The organism is Stenotrophomonas sp. S4 (assembly GCF_054187805.2).
On the sequence record NZ_CM196188.1, the window covers coordinates 588,339 to 604,721 of the forward strand.

Below are 16,383 nucleotides of genomic sequence, written 5' to 3' on the forward strand. Positions count from 1 at the left end.
GGCGGCGATGGAGATCCCGGTCGACGACGGCATCGTGCTGTACACCTACTGGCGATCCAGCGCCGCCTACCGCGTGCGCATCGGCCTGGAGCTGAAGGGCCTGGCCTGGGACGCGCGGCCGGTGCACCTGGTGCGCGAAGGCGGCGAGCAGCACCTGGACGCCTATCGTGCGCTCAATCCGCAGCAGCTGGTGCCGACCCTGTTGCACGAGGGGCATGCGCTGACCCAGTCGCTGGCGATCGTGGAATACCTGGACGAGCGCTTCCCACAGGTACCGTTGCTGCCGGCCGACGCCGCCGGCCGCGCGCGGGTGCGTGCACTGGCCCAGCTGGTGGCCTGCGACATCCACCCGATCAACAACCTGCGGGTGATGCAGTACCTGGAGCGCAGCCTGCAGCTGCCGGCCGATGCCCGCACGCAGTGGACCCTGCACTGGATCGCCGAGGGCTTCGCTGCGATGGAAGCCCTGCTGGCCAACAGCACAGACACCGGCACTTTCTGCCACGGCGACCGTCCCGGCCTGGCCGACATCTGCCTGCTGCCACAGCTGTACAACGCGCATCGCTTCGGCCTGGACCTGACGCCGTACCCGACCCTGCGCCGCATTGAAGCGGCGTGCCAGGCACTGGACGCCTTCGACCGCGCCCGCCCGGAAAACCAGCCCGACGCCGCCTGAAAGAAAAAGGGACGGAGGGGATTAAGTCGTAAATGCACTTACGACTTAATTCCCTCCGTCTCCTTTTTGCTGCAATCGGGCCAGGTCATCGCGGAACAACCGGTAGGCATCCTCGCGGCGCGCATCGTCGGTCTGCCGCAACACCCATGCCGGGTGCACCGTGGCGTAGCCGCGCGTGCCGTCCTCGAGGGTGTGCCAGCGTCCGCGGTCGCGTGAGAGGTCGAAATCACGACCGAATACCGAGGCTGCCGCTGTCGCGCCGAGGCACACGATCACCTGCGGCCGCACGCGTGCGATCTCACCCATCAGCCAAGGGCGGCAGGCCTGGACGTGGCGGCTTTCCGGCCGCTTGTGCAGCCGCACCTTGCCGCGCCGTTCATGGTGGAAGTGCTTCACCGCGTTGGTGAGGTACAGCTGGGCGCGATCGATTCCCAGTTCCGCCAGTGCGCGGTCCAGCACCTGGCCGGCAGGTCCTGCGAACGGCTGTCCGCGCAGGTCCTCGGTATCGCCAGGCTGTTCTCCGACCAGCATCACCTCGGCGCCTGCCGGCCCTTGCCCGAACACGGTCTGCGTGGCCTGCTCCCAGAGCGGGCACTGGCGGCAGGCGCTGGCCTGTCCGCGCAGATTCTCCAGGCTGCTGGCATCGGTCGCCGATGTCGCAGCGTTCGCTCGCAGGGGAATCCGGCGTTGCGGTGCCTGCGCGGGACGGTCATGCATTTCCTGCACGCGGTCGGACGCGTCCCTCACCAGGCGTGGCAGCAATTGTGCTTCAGGCAGGTGGCGCCAGTACTTTGCCGGCATCTCCTGCATCATCATCCGTGTGTTGAGCCGTGCCGGATTGAAGATGCTCGCGTAGTAGGTCTGCCACAGCGACTCGCGTGCGTCCTCGGCCGGGGCATCCTCGCGCCGTGCGCCGGGGCCGAAGGCAAGCGCCTGCCCATCCCAGGCGACGCTGCGCGAAGGCGTTAGGATCGCCCAGCGCATGCCGGTGAAGCGGCGCGCGAAGAACGGCGCGACCCGATCGACAATGTGGTGCTGTGGCTCGAACCAGGCGATGAACGCATCAGGCTGGCCAGGCACCTCGCGGAAGCGCACGAATGCCTTCATCTTGTGCGTGTCACGGCGGACCGCCTGGGCCATGGCCATCGCCCGCAGTACGTCGGCATCGGCGGGGTTTGACAGCACCGAGCGTTCGCCATGGGTGATGCGCCACAGCAACCGGTACAGGAGGGCCATGCGCTGCCCGTCGCGATGACACAGGCAGGTGGCCGCCAGCTCCAGGAAGTCGCGCGGTACGTTCGGTGCGCCAGCATCGGCCTGCACAGGCGCCGAGGTGACCGCGGGCGCATCCAGCAGTGATGCGTCGCTGCCCTCCAGCCAGTCCAGCTGCTCCGGCGCGACGTCTCGCAGCAGGGCTTCACGCGCACCGTTGCGCCAAGCCTCCAGCGACCATGGCGGATCCACCCGCAGCGACCAGCGCTGCGCGTCAGGCCGCGGACGGTGCATCGAACAGCGAACCCTGTCGCGGAGGCGGGGCCAGTTGCGCGCGCAGCGCCGCCGGATCGTCCAGCGCCCTGCGCGGATGGTGGTCGGCCAGCTGCACGAACGGCAGCAGCTTGCTCATCGGTGCCTTCAGGCGCGCGATGTCGGCCACGCGCAGCCGCGCGTGGCGGCGCGCCATCAGCACGCGTTTGACATTGCGCACGCCCAGCCCGGGTACGCGAAGCAGCATTTCCTTCGGTGCGCGGTTGAGGTCCACGGGAAAGCGCTCGGGATGGCGGATCGCCCAGGCCATCTTCGGGTCGATGTCCAGATCGAGCATGCCGTCCTGGGTGGTATCGGTAATCTCATCCACGCCGTACCCGTAGAAGCGCAGCAGCCAGTCAGCCTGGTAAAGGCGGTGTTCGCGCTGCAACGGCGGCGGCTGCAGTGGCAGCTGCCGGCTGGCGTCTGGAATCGGGCTGAACGCGGAGTAATACACCCGGCGCATGCGGTAGTTGCCGTACAGGCTGTCGGCGCTTGCCAGGATCTGCTGGTCGCTTGCCCCGTCCGCGCCGACGATCATCTGCGTGCTCTGTCCGGCCGGTGCGAAACGGGGAGGGCGCGGGCGTGCGCCGCAGCTTGCCGTCGGCGCCACCGCGGCGGGGGCCTTGCGTGCCTCCTTGGCTTCCTCGATGCGCCAGCGCAGTTCGCCCATCGCGCCGCGGATCGAATGCACCGTCTTCTCGGGCGCCAAGGCGCTCAGGCCGGCTTCGGTCGGCAGTTCCACGTTGATGGACAGGCGGTCGGCATAGCGCCCGGCACTGGCCAGCAGTTCCGGCGAGGCCTCGGGAATGGTCTTGAGGTGGATGTAGCCGGCGTAACGGTGTTCTTCGCGCAGCTGCCGGGCAACCTCCACCATCTGTTCCATGGTGTAGTCCGCATTGCGGATGATCCCGCTGGACAGGAACAGGCCCTCAATGTAGTTGCGCTTGTAGAAGTCCAGGGTGAGCGCGACCACCTCGTCCACGCTGAAACGTGCTCGGGGCACGTTGCTGGAAACCCGGTTCACGCAATAAGCGCAGTCGTAGATGCAGAAGTTGGTCAGCAGGATCTTCAGCAACGAAACGCAGCGGCCATCGGGTGTGTAGCTGTGGCAGATGCCCATGCCCTCGGTGCTGCCGATACCGCCACTGGCGCGAGAATCGCGCTTGCCCGAACCGCTGGAGGCGCAGGAGGCGTCGTATTTGGCGGCGTCGGCCAGAATGGCCAGCTTGCGGATGGTTTCCATTGAGGAAACCTACGGATGAGGGGTCTCATTGGATGAGACCGCCCCTGAACGCTTCAGAAGAGGGGGCGGAGGGAGGGGCGTCGCAAGTGCATATACGACTTAATCCCCTCCGTCCCCTTTTCCGTGCGGTCAGAAGCCGTGGGTGATGTTGGGTGCGCCGGCCGAGAAATCGGCGTACGGGTCGTGCTCGCCGCTGCTGCCCTCGGACAGGCGGAACTTCAGGGCCAGGCCATCGCGCGAGTCGGCCGCGCGCAGCGCTTCCTCCTGCTCGATGATGCCGGCCTTGGCCAGCCGGAACAGGCACTGGTCGAAGCTCTCCATGCCTTCTTCCAGCGAGCCTTCCATCGCGGCCTTGATCTCGTGCACCTGGCCGCGACGCAGCAGGTCGCGGATCATTGGCGTGTTGATCAGTACCTCGGTGGCCGGCAGGCGACGGCCCTCCTTGTTCTTCACCAGGCGCTGGCTGATCACCGCACGCAGGTTCAGCGCCAGGTTCATCAGCACGTTCTTGTGCGCGCTTTCCGGGAAGAAGTTGAGGATGCGCTCGATGGTCTGGTCGGCGTTGTTGGAGTGCAGGGTGGCCAGGCACAGGTGGCCGGTCTCGGCGAAGGCGATCGCCGCCTCCATCGTTTCCGCATCCAGGATTTCGCCGATCAGGATCACGTCCGGCGCTTCACGCATCGCGTTCTTCAGCGCGTTGTGGAAGGCGTGGGTGTCCAGCCCGACCTCGCGCTGGTTGACGATCGACATCTTGTGCTTGTGCAGGTACTCGATCGGATCCTCGATGGTGAGGATGTGACCGGTGGTGGTGCTGTTGCGGTGGTCGATCATCGACGCCAGCGAGGTGGACTTGCCGGAACCGGTGGACCCCACCACCAGCACCAGCCCGCGTGGGGTCATGATGACGTCCTTCAGCACCTGCGGCAGGTTCAGCTCCTCGATGCTCGGGATGCGGCTGCGGATGGCACGGATGACCATGCCGACCTCGCCCCGCTGCTTGAACACGTTGACGCGGAAGCGCCCGGCATCGGGCAGGGCGATGGCCATGTTGAGCTCCAGCTCGCGCTCGAACTGCGGCACCTGGCCTTCGTCCATCAGCGAGTAGGCGATTTTCTTGACCATGCCCGGCGGCAGGCCGGTGTTGCCCAGCGGATAAAGCTTCCCCTCGATCTTGATGTAGACCGGTGCCCCGGTGGTCAGAAACATGTCCGAAGCGTTCTTTTCGGTCATCAGCTTCAGGAAGTAGCCGATATCCATTGCGAATTTTCCCCAACGAAACGGCCGACGCCCGTTGCCAGCACGGTGTCGGCTTGACGACAATGGCCGTGAACCGACAACCGGTACGGCCTCCCCAATGAAACGACTTAGCTTCGCACGAATGCGCCATGGCCTGTATGTGATGGCGTTTGCATTCGCACTGTCTGCCCCCGCCTGGGCGCAGGACGCCGCCCTGGAACTGGCGCAGGCCCGGCAGGCGGTCGACAAGGCCACCCAGGCCGATGCCGACCAGTACGCCCCGGACCTGATCGGGCTGGCCCGGCAGGGGCTGGAGCAGGCCCAGCGCGCCGCCGGCGACCGCCGCGAGCGCAAGAACGCCCCGGCGATGGCCCTGCGCGCCGCCGCCGATGCCGACCTGGCCCGCGTCCGCAGCGAGGAAGCCACTGTCACCGCGCAGCTGCAGCTGCGCCGCAACGAGGTCAACCAGCTGCAACGCCAGCTGTCGACCGGGGAGGATCGCCGGTGAAGCCGATGACCGCCGCAACCCTGGCCGCGCTGTTGGCGCTGCCGACCCTGGCCATGGCCGCCGAGAACCCGATGGTGGCGCAGCTGAGCCAGCGCCTGATGGCCATCCAGGCCAACCCCGACACCGCTGAGCTGGGCGCCTTCGAGCGCATGCAGGCCCAGCAGGCCATCGCCACCCTGGACAAGGCCAAGCGCCGCGACCAGGAGCTGGCCACCTACCTGGCCGAGCGCCGGGTGGAGATTGCCGAGACCGCCGTGCGCACCGCGATGGCCGCGCGTGAGGTCGACCGCCTGGAACGTACCCGCAGCGACCTGCTGATCGAAGCCAGCCGCCGCGACGCCGCCCGTGCCCGCCAGGAAGCCGAGCAGCTGCGCATGCAGGCGCAGATGCAGGCGGAGGAGGCCGAACGCCTGCGCCAGGCGGCCGAAGCCGAGACCCTGGCCCGCCAGGACGCCGAGAATGCCCTGACCAGCGTGGCCGGCAAGCAGCAGCAGCGCCTCAGCGCCGCCCAGCAGAACGCCGCCAAGCTGGCCCGCGAGGAAGCCGAGCTGGTGTCCGGGCAGAAGCTGCCGGGTTCGAAGTTCGATGGCCGTGGCGAAGTCTTCACCTTCAATGGCGACGCGTTCGCCGCAGGCGCCTCCAGCTTGTCCGGTGGCGCCCGCAACCAGGCCAAGGCGCTGGCCGAGTACCTGAACATCGGCAAGAAGGGCCGCCTGCGCATCGAGGCCTACGACAACGCCAATGGCGTGGGTCAGAAGCGTGCCGAAGCGCTGCGCGACGCCCTGGTCGCAGCCGGTGTCGCCAGCAACCGGATCCAGGTCAGCGGCAAGAAGGCAGCCTCCACCCGGGCGCGCTCGGCCGAGGTCATCATCGCCCCGTAATGCATTGATATTGTTTGTTTTTCGTTGCGATGAGCATTCAGCCTGAACCCCGCCCCGGCGGGGTTCGGTCTTTTTGACGCAGGGGTCTTGTACCCCGCCTTGAGCAGGCGTAGGGTCAATCGTCCGGGACGCAATGCCGCGGACCGGACGATGGGAGGGCCGGGCCGATGCAAGCAGGGCGCGAACCGCAGCAGATCGACGTGCGCAGGCCAGTGCCGCAGGTCGTTGCAGGCGTCCAGGTGGCCATCGACCGGCGCTCCTCCATGAACAACGCCCCGTGCCTTGCGGCCGGGGCGTTCGTGTATCTGTCGAAGGAGGTCCATCATGTTTGAAGATCAGCCCCAGAGCGAGATCGACGCCCGTCGCGCGCGTGATCCGGAGTTCAGGGCACTCCATGACCAGCACCGCAAGTTGAACAAGAAGTGCATGGACGCGGAGTTGGGTGTACTCCCGATCGATGATGTCACCCTGGGTCGCATGAAGCGTGAGAAGCTGCTGGCCAAGCAACGACTTCTGCGAATGTACGAAACACCGCTCCCAACGACGTCCCCCACGCTTTGACGCACCCCGTCGCGCCCGGAACGGCGTGACCCGGCCATCGATGGCCCCGCCGGGCGCTCCTGCCCCGGCATCGCGGCACCGCCGATGAGGCGGCCGCGCCAAGGCACCACAGGCGGTGGTGCCTTGGCCTGCAGGCACAACTCACCGATGCGGGCGGTACCGGTCTCCTCGTCGATCCGGGGCCGCCCGCATCCCTTCATGGGGCAGGCGGGCGGCATGCCCGCACCGACCTGACATTCAGCGCCATCCGTCGGATAATCATCGGTCCGGCCCTGCGTGGCGCGAATCGAAAGTCCTCCGAATGCCCATCCATTCTTCCGTCCTCGAACTCATCGGCCAGACCCCGATCGTCAAGGCCCAGCGCCTGGACACCGGCGTCTGCGAGCTCTATCTGAAGCTGGAGAGCGCCAACCCGGGCGGATCGATCAAGGATCGCATCGGCCTGTCGATGATCGAGGCGGCAGAGCAGCGTGGCGACCTGGAGCCGGGCGCGACCCTGGTCGAGGGCACGGCCGGCAACACCGGCCTGGGCCTGGCGCTGGTGGCCCAGCAGAAGGGTTACAAGCTGATCCTCGTCGTTCCCGACAAGATGAGCCGCGAGAAGATCTTCAACCTGAAGGCGATGGGCGCCGAAGTGCGCCTGACCCGTTCGGACGTCGCCAAGGGCCACCCCGAGTACTACCAGGACCTGGCCAAGACCATCGCCGAGCAGACCCCGGGCGCCTACTTCATCAACCAGTTCGGCAACCCGGACAACCCGGCCGCGCATGAGTTCGGCACCGGCCCGGAAATCCTCGAGCAGATGGGCGGTGACCTCGACGCCATCGTGTTCGGCTGCGGCAGCTCCGGCACCATGACCGGCCTGTCGCGCGCGTTCGCCAAGCTGTCGCCGAAGACCGAGCTGGTGCTGGCCGATCCGGTCGGCTCGATCCTGGCCGAGTACATCAACGACGGCAATCTCAACGACAAGTCGGGCAGCTGGCTGGTGGAAGGCATCGGCGAGGATTTCCTGCCGTCGATCTCCGATTTCAGCCGCGTCAAGAAGGCGTATGCCATCAGCGATGCCGAGAGCTTCCACACCGCACGCGAACTGCTGGGCAAGGAAGGCATCCTGGGCGGTTCGTCCACCGGCACCCTGCTGGCCGCCGGCCTGAAGTACTGCCGCGAGCAGACCACGCCGAAGAAGGTGCTGGTGCTGGTGCCCGACACCGGCAACAAATACCTGTCGAAGATGTACAACGACTACTGGATGCTGGACAACGGCTTCCTGCAGCGCCCGCAGCACGGCGACCTGCGTGACCTGATCCTGCGTCCGTATGGCCAGCGCGACACTGTGGTGATCGGCCCGAACGACCTGCTGACCACCGCCTACCAGCGCATGAAGCTGTACGACGTGTCGCAGCTGCCGGTGATGGACGGCGAGCAGCTGGTCGGCATCGTCGACGAAAGCGACGTGCTGCTGCATGTCTACGGCGATGAAGCACGTTTCCGCGACACCGTCGCCACCGCGATGGTCAGCAAGCTGGACCGGCTGGACGTGAAGTCGCCGATCGAGGCCCTGCTGCCGGTGTTCGACCGCGGCCAGGTGGCGATCGTGATGGACGGCGACGCTTTCCTCGGCCTGATCACCCGCATCGACCTGCTGAATTACCTGCGTCGGCGCGTTCAGTAAGGCGTTTATCGCCGCAGATCGCTGCTGAATCCCGGTTTATCCGCGTCAAAGCTCGTTAAGGCCGCGCTGATAGACTCCCGCTCCTTCGACGGCGCCGGTCATCGGCGCCAATCAGGAAACGACATGTCCAACGCTTCTTCCCCGGACCGCGCGCTGGCTCTGGCCACGCTGGCCATCCACGGCGGCCAGTCGCCCGACCCGAGCACCGGCGCGGTGATGCCGCCGATCTACGCCACCTCGACCTATGCCCAGTCCAGCCCGGGCGAGCACCAGGGCTTCGAGTACTCGCGTACCCACAACCCGACCCGCTTCGCTTATGAGCGCTGCGTGGCGTCGCTGGAAGGCGGCACCCGCGGCTTCGCCTTCGCCTCGGGCATGGCGGCCAGCTCGACCGTGATCGAGCTGCTGGACGCCGGCAGCCACGTGGTGGCGATGGATGACATCTACGGCGGCAGCTTCCGCCTGTTCGAGCGCGTGCGTCGCCGCACCGCCGGGCTGGATTTCAGCTTCGTCGACCTGACCGATCTGGCCGCGTTCGAGGCATCCATCACGTCGAAGACGAAGATGGTGTGGATCGAGACCCCGACCAACCCGATGCTGAAGATCGTCGACATCGCCGCGGTCGCCGCCATCGCCAAGCGCCATGGCCTGATCGTGGTGGTCGACAACACCTTCGCCTCGCCGATGCTGCAGCGTCCGCTGGAACTGGGTGCGGACCTGGTCCTGCATTCGGCCACCAAGTACCTCAACGGCCATTCGGACATGGTTGGTGGCATGGTCGTGGTCGGCGACAACGCCGAACTGGCCGAGCAGATGGCCTTCCTGCAGAACTCGGTGGGTGGCGTGCAGGGCCCGTTCGACAGCTTCCTGGCCCTGCGTGGCCTGAAGACCCTGCCGCTGCGCATGAAGGCGCATTGCGCCAACGCGCTGGCGCTGGCCCAGTGGCTGGAAAAGCACCCGGCGGTGGAGAAGGTGATCTACCCGGGCCTGCCCTCGCACCCGCAGCATGAACTGGCCGGCAAGCAGATGGCCGGCTACGGCGGCATCGTCTCGATCGTGCTCAAGGGCGGTTTCGAGGCCGCCAAGCGCTTCTGCGAGAAGACCGAGCTGTTCACCCTGGCCGAGTCACTGGGCGGCGTGGAAAGCCTGGTCAACCACCCGGCGGTGATGACGCATGCTTCGATCCCGGTGGCGCGCCGGGAGCAGCTGGGGATCAGCGATGCGCTGGTAAGGCTGAGCGTGGGTGTTGAAGAATTGGGGGACCTGCAGGTGGATCTGGAGAGGGCGCTGGCGGTATAGGCCCCCACCTGTGGGCGTGACATGGTGCAACTGCAACCTGGAGCAGCAATGAGCGCATTTGACCGTGGAGACGGGGACAGCATGGCGTCGCGCGTGCCGAAAGGTATCCAGGGTTGGCGCGTGGAGCGCGTTGCCACCGATGCTGGCGACCTTTGGTTTCCAGTGGAAGATCAGGTGATGCGCGAGCATGCCCGCAACAGCGGGCACTGGGACGCCGAGGTTGGCAAGGTGCTGCTTGACGCAGCAAGGAACCGCGCCGAGGGCGTGTTCATCGATGTCGGCGCAAATGTGGGCTATTTCTCCTGCCTGCTGTCGAAGCGGTATCCCGCCTTGCGCACCCTGGCGTTCGAGCCGCAGCCGAGGATGAGTGATCTGCTTCGGCTCAACGTCTGGCCGCACGGTGATCGCGTCCGCGTGCATGCCTGTGCGCTGGGTGAGGCACGCGGTGTCATCGGGCTGCGCAGCTCGCCCAACAACCTGGGCGATACCCGTGGCGTGGATGACGATGCCGTGGACATGCTGGTGCCCTGCATCAGCCTGGATGCCCTGTATCCGGAGTTGCAGGCCGACGTCGTCAAGATCGACGTGCAGGGGTACGAGCTGCAGGTGCTGCGTGGCATGACCGGCGTGATCGCGCGATCGCCGGGCATACGCATCGTCGTGGAATTCAGCCCGGCGCTGCTGCGTGCCGAGCACATCGACCCCCTGCAGGCGCTGGATGCCTATCGCGCGTTCGGCCTGCGCCTGCTGGTGATAGGGGATGGCTCGCTGCAGGAATTGAACAACGGCGAGATTCTTCGCCACTGCGCAACTGCCGGCCCGTCGGGCCAGGTAGATCTGTTGCTATCCCGCGACTGAAAGATGTTGCGTGGCAACGGCCACTAGAACGAACAAGGAATTGATGACAATGCAGAAAGCAGTAATCGTCACAGGCGGCGCAGGTTTCATCGGGTGCGCACTCTCCGCGCACCTCAAGCAGTTTGGATTGCCGATCGTTGCGGTGGACAACCTGCATCCGCAGATTCACGCAGAATCCCGTCGCCCGGATGCTCTTGACCCCAGCGCCGAACTTTACATTGGCGATGTGACAGAAATGCAGACGTGGGAGCAGGTGTTGGACCGTTGGCATCCGTCCATCGTGGTTCACCTTGCGGCAGAAACCGGCACTGGGCAGTCATTGACCGAGGCGTCGCGTCACGCGCACGTCAATGTCGTGGGAACCACGGCAATGATCGATGCGTTCTCGGCCCGCAATCTGGTGCCTGACCATGTGCTGCTGGCCTCCAGTCGCGCGGTGTATGGCGAAGGCGCATGGCTGGATGCCGATGGCACGACGTTCTATCCGCCGCCGCGTTCGCATGCCGTGTTGGCACGGGCACAGTGGGACGCGGTCTCCCCTTCGGCCACCGGTCCGGCGCAGCCCCTGCCGCATCGCGCAGACGCTGTGTTCCCGGCCCCGACCAGCGTGTATGGCGGCACGAAGCTGGCGCAGGAGCACATCCTTGCAGCCTGGTGTGGTGCGATGCAGGTGCCGCTGTCGGTCTTCCGCCTGCAGAACGTGTATGGGCCGGGCCAGTCACCCTTCAATGCCTATACCGGCATCATCACGCTGTTCCACCGTCTGGCGCGCAAGGGGCAGGCGCTGGATATCTATGAAGATGGATTGATCGGGCGTGATTTCGTCTACATCGACGACGTGGTGGCTGCCTTGATCGCAGGCCTGCGCAGTCCGCCGTCGAGTGTACGTACTCTTGACGTTGGCAGCGGCGTGGTCACCACCATTGCCGATGCCGCCCGGGCGATCGCAGCCATGCACGACGCTCCGGCCCCGGTGGTCTGCGGAAAGTTCCGCGATGGCGACGTGCGCTGGGCGGTTGCCGATGCGGCGCCGCTGGCAGCCTCTCTGGATGTGCATGCCCAGGTGTCCTTCGACGAAGGCGCGCGCCGCGTTGGCCAGTGGCTGATCGAGCGGGGGTACGCATGAGCCAGTCTGCGTCCATGGACGAGCCCTGCGCTGTCGTCACCCTGGCGGCGATCACGGGCTCACCGAGGGACTGGCTGGATTCGGTACGTTCGCTGGAGAACTTGCATGACAGCAACGGCTGCTTCATTGCTGCCTGGGACAACGTAAACGCAGAGCGCTGCTTCAAGGGTGCCAAGGCACAGCTCATGCCGACGTGGACGTTGTCGGCGGGCATGGCCGTTGTGCTCGAACAGCATCCTGGCCTCGAAGCGGTGCTCGTGGCCGGCTCTCCGGTGGCGGTGCCGCCCGCATTGCTGCAGCGGGCGCTTGCCTGGATGCGCGACGATCCGCGTATCGCATCGGTATCGTTCCTGTCCAATGCTGCTGGAACGCTGAGCTTCCCCTACCGTAACTCGCCCACGCCCTATGGAATCGGTGGTATGGATGAAGCGGCAGTGTGCGAGCGCCTCCGGCAGACCTTGCCGGACAGTGGGCCGGTGTCGCTGCAGGTTCCGGTGGGGCCGGTCGTGCTGGTCAACGCGTCTGTTCTGCGTGCGTTGGGGGGATTGGACGACCAGCGCGACAATCTGGTTTCGCTGTCACTGGCTGAGTTCGGTCTGCGCAGTGCGCGCCGCGGCTTCCGCCATGTGCTTGACGCTGGCAGCTATGTGACCGCGCAGTGGACGGGTACGGGTGCTCCCGTGGAAGCGACCGAAGATCCGGCGTCGCGCGCGTCGTTGCATGCTGCGGATGCCAGTTTCCCAGCCTTGCATGACGAGCTTCGTGCATCGGCGAAATCGCCGTTGGCAATCGCCCTGGACGTTGCCAGGTCGAAGGTGCAGGGGCTGCGCATTCTGATCGATGGCTCCTGTCTGGGGCCGATGGAGATGGGAACCCAGGTGCAAACGTTGGCGCTGGTGCGCGCTTTGCTGCGCCGCGAAGATGTCAGTCGGGTGATCCTGGCCGTGCCGCACGGTCATCTCCCAGTATATGCCGCCGACCTGATGCTGCAGCCGAAGGTCAACCTCTGCAATGCGGCGAACCTTCGCTTCGAGGGTGCTGACGAAGTGGACATACTGCATCGCCCCTTCCAGCCCGACAGCCTGATCCCGTGGGATCGTTGGCGCCAACTCGCCAAGCGCACGGTGGTGACCCTGCAGGACCTGATTGCCTATCGCATCGGCAGTTACCACGACAGCGGCGAGCGTTGGCTGCAGTACCGAGGCAACATCGAGACTGCTTCGCGCAACGCTGATGCGATCATCGCCATTTCTGCCGACACCCGCGATTCCCTCGTTGAAGAGCGGCTGCCGATCGACCTCCAGCGTATCCACATTGCGAAGAATGGCGGCGATCACCTGGCGGATACCGATGTGGAACAGATTCCGGCGGAGCTGGTGGCTCGTGGCATGGCCGCGATGCCCTTCCTGCTCGTGCTTGGCGCCAGCTACTCGCACAAGAATCGTGACCTGGCCATCCGTGCCTGGAACACCCTGCGCAAGCGTGGGCATGCCATCGGGCTGGTATTGGCAGGTGCCGTCGTTGCCAAGGGATCGTCCCGACAGGAAGAGGCTCTGGCAAGGCGGACGTCGGACGAAGATGCGCTGCTGGTACTGCCGGACGTCAGCAGTGCCACGCGTAACTGGCTGCTGCGCCATGCGGCCATCGTGCTGTATCCAACATCCGCCGAGGGATTCGGCCTGGTGCCCTTTGAGGCCGCAGCCATGGGCACGCCCACGGCCCATGTGAACTTCGGGCCGTTGCGTGAGCTGATTGACTCACCGGAACTGCCGCGCGACTGGGACCCGGAGCACATGGCCGACTACTGCCAGCAGTTGCTGGAAGATCCGCAGCAGGGCGCACGCAACATCCGTCACATCCTTGCAAGTGGTGCCCCGCTGACCTGGGACGCAACCGCCACTGACCTGGTCCACGCCTACCGCCAGATCCTGGCTGGCGCACCGCGCCATTAATGGAAGATTGAACGCATGAATACCACTGACCTAGATGGAATTTCCCTGGAGCAGGCGCTGATCGACTTCGAAGTCGCCAACGCCCGTGTAATGGACCTGACCTCGCGCTTGACGTCGATGAGCCGTGAACTGATCAGCGCACGTTCCGAACTGGAGCGCATCAAGGTGGAGCAGGCCACACATCGGGTTGCACCGGTGGTTCCGCCAGCTCTCGTTGCCGAGCATGCTGAACTGCAGGAGCGGTTCGAGCGCGTGCGGTCGTCGCGCGCGGTGCAGATTGCGGCGATCTTCAGTGGCAAGCTGCGGCGGTTCCTCTGATGGCGCGGCCACGCATTCTCCATTGCATCACCGTCTACAACGGACGGGCCTTTGTGCCCGCAGCCATCGAAAGTGCGATTCGCATGGACCAGACGCACGCACAGATCGACGTACTGGTGCTGGACGATGCCAGCCCTGAGCCGGGCTGGAGCGAGGAACTGGCTGAGTTCTGTCGTGAGCGCGACGTTATGTACTACCGGACGCCGCGCAACCTGGGCATTCCGCGCAACGTGAGCCTTGGCATGCTGACTGCGGTCAAGCGTGGCTATGACTACGTGGTGATCAGCAATTCGGACGTGCTGTATCCGCGCGACCTGATGGGGCAGATGCTGGAGGTTTCCCGGCAGCCAGGCGTCGGTTCGGTCACTGCCTGGTCCAACAACGTTTCGATCTATTCGTTGCCGAATGAAGATCCCAACCGCTTCCTGCATGACCAGGGTGTGGTGGATTGGGTGCATGCGGGTCTGGCGGGTCATTTCGGCAACGCAGCGATGGATATTCCGGCAGGTATTTCCTTCTGCATCCTGATCTCAACCGATGTCGTGCGCGAGGTCGGGATCATGGATCCTTGTTTTGGTCGTGGTTACTGCGAAGAAACGGACTGGAGCCTGCGAAGCCTGGCGGCTGGGTACCGCGTTGCACTGGCGCCGGGGACCTATGTGTTCCACCACGGACGTGGTTCCAATCTGGACGCGGGCATCGTGTCGCTTAATGCGACCACGGTACCTGGGAATGAGGCGATCATCGATCTGCGCTATCCGTTGTTCCGCCAGCAGGTGGACGCGTTCGTACAGTCCGGTGTCCTTTCCAGGGCGCACGAGGATGCGATTCGCAAGTTGGTGATCAGCGCGGGCCGGCAGTTCGGCTACGGGATTGATGTAGGCTGGGTGGCGCGCGATCGCAGTGACGAGAGCCAGGTCATTGTTCAGTTCTCACCCGACGCAGTGCAGGGCGAGGTAGTGGCATCGTTCCGCGGCTTCCGTCTGCCCATGAAGCTGACATCCGGAGGCTTGGGGGCGCAGATCCGCTCCGTGTTTGGCGCGGAGCCCTCTGTATTGAACCTGTTCGACCGCGGGAGCGTGGCGGAGTCCCTGTCGGCCGAATTCGCTTCGGTGGCTCGCCCCGGCTTTGGAAACTATCCGGCGACGATCTGACATCGCCGGATCGCGGTCTTTGCGGCTCAATGCCCTGTGGCACTGGGCCGTGGGGGCGTCCGCACGCGTTGGCTGGCGCGTGCGGACCATATCATCGAAGGCTTTTCGACGGTCAGGAACAGGATCAGCGAAAGCAGCAGGATCACGCCGGTTCCCGCGGTCAGGAACTTCGCCAAATGCCACCAGGGATGCGTTTCCGCAGCGATCCAGTAGTGGTTGTTCATGGTGTACAGCAGCGGCATGTGAATCAGGTAGATCGAGTACCCCAGCACGCCGAACAATGCCAGTCCTGGAATACTGGCGAAGCTGCGCTTGAGCATGCTGCTGCCAAGCGAAAGGCCCAGGATGATGAGGCCGTACGCGACGGCAAATGGCATTGATTCAAAGTAGTAGAACAGCCGTGCAGCCCGATCGTCTGCTCGGAAGTAGGCCGTGGGATCCTGGAATCCGTAGGCCAGAGACAGGCCACCAAGCTTGAACATGAGCGCAAGCAGCAGCGCAGCCCCAAGCAGTGCATAAAGCAGGCCGGCGGTTTCGGTCAGCAAGGGATGCGTGCGTGGCTTCAGCAGCAGCGCACTGATGCCGATGCCGATCGCGAAGTGAGGTAGATAGCCCAGGATCTGGTGGCTGAGGAAGAAGCGGACGCCCTCGCTCGACCAACCGAGGCCAAAGGTATGCCGCTGGAGGAAATCAACCAAGCCATCGAGGTGGTAGCGGCACAGGTATAGCCACACGCTGCTGAGCAGGAAGGCAGCAAGAATGCCCTGCCACCATCGGCCGCGGTAGAAGGCACGGACCACCAGTGGCAGCACGAGATAGAAGAGCATCTCAATGGTCAGCGTCCAGAAGGGCGTCCCTACGCTGTAAGCGCCGAAGGAGAACAGGAACAGCGATTGGCCGAATGCCAGGTGGCTGATGAATATGGCTGCGCCGGCCGTGCTCCAGACCTTCTCCTGTGGAATGAACACCGGGGTATAGAACAGGACCACGAGGAACAGCACCAGCCAGTAGGGCGGGCCGATCCGAAGGATGCGTGCTTTGATGTAGGGTAGGTATTCGGGCGCCGGCTTGCCATTTGCATCAGCGCGAAGGAAGCGGGTGGAGAGCAGGACGCCGCTGAGGACGAAGAACAGGTCCACACCCGAGGACATCATTACGATGATGCGTGACAGCTCGACGCCTGCGATGCTTGCCGATGGCGACCATGAAAGGCCCCATGCATGACGCACCAGAACGAAGAGCACGGCGATTCCGCGCACCGCGTCGAGGAAGGGAATGTTCTTGTCCGGATTAGGTAGCAGCTTTTCAGCAAGGGCCATGGATCAGGTCTATCCGGGACATGGAAGGGGTGGTAGCTGTGGGACAGGCTAGC

General features: G+C 65.0%; 15 protein-coding genes. 11 read left to right on the plus strand and 4 right to left on the minus strand.

The features are described from left to right. Positions 1-7 precede the first annotated feature (7 nt). Complete coding sequence (gene maiA, locus ACUZUJ_RS02645) at positions 8-676, plus strand: maleylacetoacetate isomerase (protein WP_458220637.1); 669 nt, start codon at positions 8-10, stop codon at positions 674-676. Positions 677-721: 45 nt separating this feature from the next. On the opposite strand, the gene ACUZUJ_RS02650 is transcribed toward maiA, so the two are convergent. The 3 genes from ACUZUJ_RS02650 to ACUZUJ_RS02660 all read right to left on the minus strand — a co-directional run bounded on the left by ACUZUJ_RS02650 (position 722) and on the right by ACUZUJ_RS02660 (position 4,703). After that, positions 722-2,182, minus strand: coding sequence for a UdgX family uracil-DNA binding protein (locus ACUZUJ_RS02650; RefSeq protein ID WP_458220636.1), 1,461 nt, complete (start codon positions 2,180-2,182; stop codon positions 722-724). After that, positions 2,163-3,446, minus strand: a complete 1,284-nt coding sequence (locus tag ACUZUJ_RS02655; RefSeq protein ID WP_458220635.1) for a putative DNA modification/repair radical SAM protein — start codon at positions 3,444-3,446, stop codon at positions 2,163-2,165. The genes ACUZUJ_RS02650 and ACUZUJ_RS02655 overlap by 20 nt, the downstream gene beginning before the upstream one ends. Before the next feature lie 129 nt (positions 3,447-3,575). After that, entirely contained in the window at positions 3,576-4,703 is a 1,128-nt protein-coding gene (locus ACUZUJ_RS02660) for a PilT/PilU family type 4a pilus ATPase (protein ID WP_458220634.1), read from the minus strand. Between the two features lie 121 nt (positions 4,704-4,824). On the opposite strand from ACUZUJ_RS02660, the gene ACUZUJ_RS02665 reads away from it, so the two are divergent. The 10 genes from ACUZUJ_RS02665 (at position 4,825) to ACUZUJ_RS02710 (ending at position 15,011) form a co-directional block, all read left to right on the plus strand. Further along, positions 4,825-5,190 (plus strand): DUF4398 domain-containing protein, encoded by a 366-nt coding sequence (locus ACUZUJ_RS02665; protein WP_005415160.1) that lies wholly within the window; start codon positions 4,825-4,827, stop codon positions 5,188-5,190. After that, positions 5,187-6,071 (plus strand): hypothetical protein, encoded by an 885-nt coding sequence (locus ACUZUJ_RS02670; protein WP_188487628.1) that lies wholly within the window; start codon positions 5,187-5,189, stop codon positions 6,069-6,071. The genes ACUZUJ_RS02665 and ACUZUJ_RS02670 overlap by 4 nt, the downstream gene beginning before the upstream one ends. Before the next feature lie 324 nt (positions 6,072-6,395). After that, complete coding sequence (locus ACUZUJ_RS02675; protein WP_005407964.1) at positions 6,396-6,632, plus strand: HP1242/YdcH family protein; 237 nt, start codon at positions 6,396-6,398, stop codon at positions 6,630-6,632. A gap of 301 nt (positions 6,633-6,933) precedes the next feature. Next, positions 6,934-8,304, plus strand: coding sequence for a pyridoxal-phosphate dependent enzyme (locus ACUZUJ_RS02680; RefSeq protein WP_458220633.1), 1,371 nt, complete (start codon positions 6,934-6,936; stop codon positions 8,302-8,304). A gap of 123 nt (positions 8,305-8,427) precedes the next feature. Continuing rightward, complete coding sequence (locus ACUZUJ_RS02685; protein WP_135966945.1) at positions 8,428-9,603, plus strand: cystathionine gamma-synthase; 1,176 nt, start codon at positions 8,428-8,430, stop codon at positions 9,601-9,603. A gap of 48 nt (positions 9,604-9,651) precedes the next feature. Further along, positions 9,652-10,461 (plus strand): FkbM family methyltransferase, encoded by an 810-nt coding sequence (locus tag ACUZUJ_RS02690; protein ID WP_458220632.1) that lies wholly within the window; start codon positions 9,652-9,654, stop codon positions 10,459-10,461. Positions 10,462-10,510: 49 nt separating this feature from the next. After that, a complete protein-coding gene (locus tag ACUZUJ_RS02695; RefSeq protein ID WP_101764902.1) occupies positions 10,511-11,587 on the plus strand; it encodes an SDR family oxidoreductase in 1,077 nt (358 codons plus the stop codon). Further along, positions 11,584-13,539: a glycosyltransferase family 4 protein gene (locus tag ACUZUJ_RS02700; RefSeq protein WP_458220631.1), complete on the plus strand. Its 1,956-nt coding sequence runs from the start codon at positions 11,584-11,586 to the stop codon at positions 13,537-13,539. The genes ACUZUJ_RS02695 and ACUZUJ_RS02700 overlap by 4 nt, the downstream gene beginning before the upstream one ends. Positions 13,540-13,554: 15 nt before the next feature. Continuing rightward, entirely contained in the window at positions 13,555-13,857 is a 303-nt protein-coding gene (locus ACUZUJ_RS02705; RefSeq protein WP_101764904.1) for a hypothetical protein, read from the plus strand. An 83-nt stretch (positions 13,858-13,940) separates the two neighbouring features. Continuing rightward, a complete protein-coding gene (locus tag ACUZUJ_RS02710; RefSeq protein ID WP_510468065.1) occupies positions 13,941-15,011 on the plus strand; it encodes a glycosyltransferase family 2 protein in 1,071 nt (356 codons plus the stop codon). Positions 15,012-15,037: 26 nt separating this feature from the next. Here ACUZUJ_RS02710 and ACUZUJ_RS02715 read toward each other — a convergent pair whose 3' ends face one another. After that, positions 15,038-16,330 (minus strand): acyltransferase family protein, encoded by a 1,293-nt coding sequence (locus ACUZUJ_RS02715; RefSeq protein ID WP_101764906.1) that lies wholly within the window; start codon positions 16,328-16,330, stop codon positions 15,038-15,040. Positions 16,331-16,383: the final 53 nt, after the last annotated feature.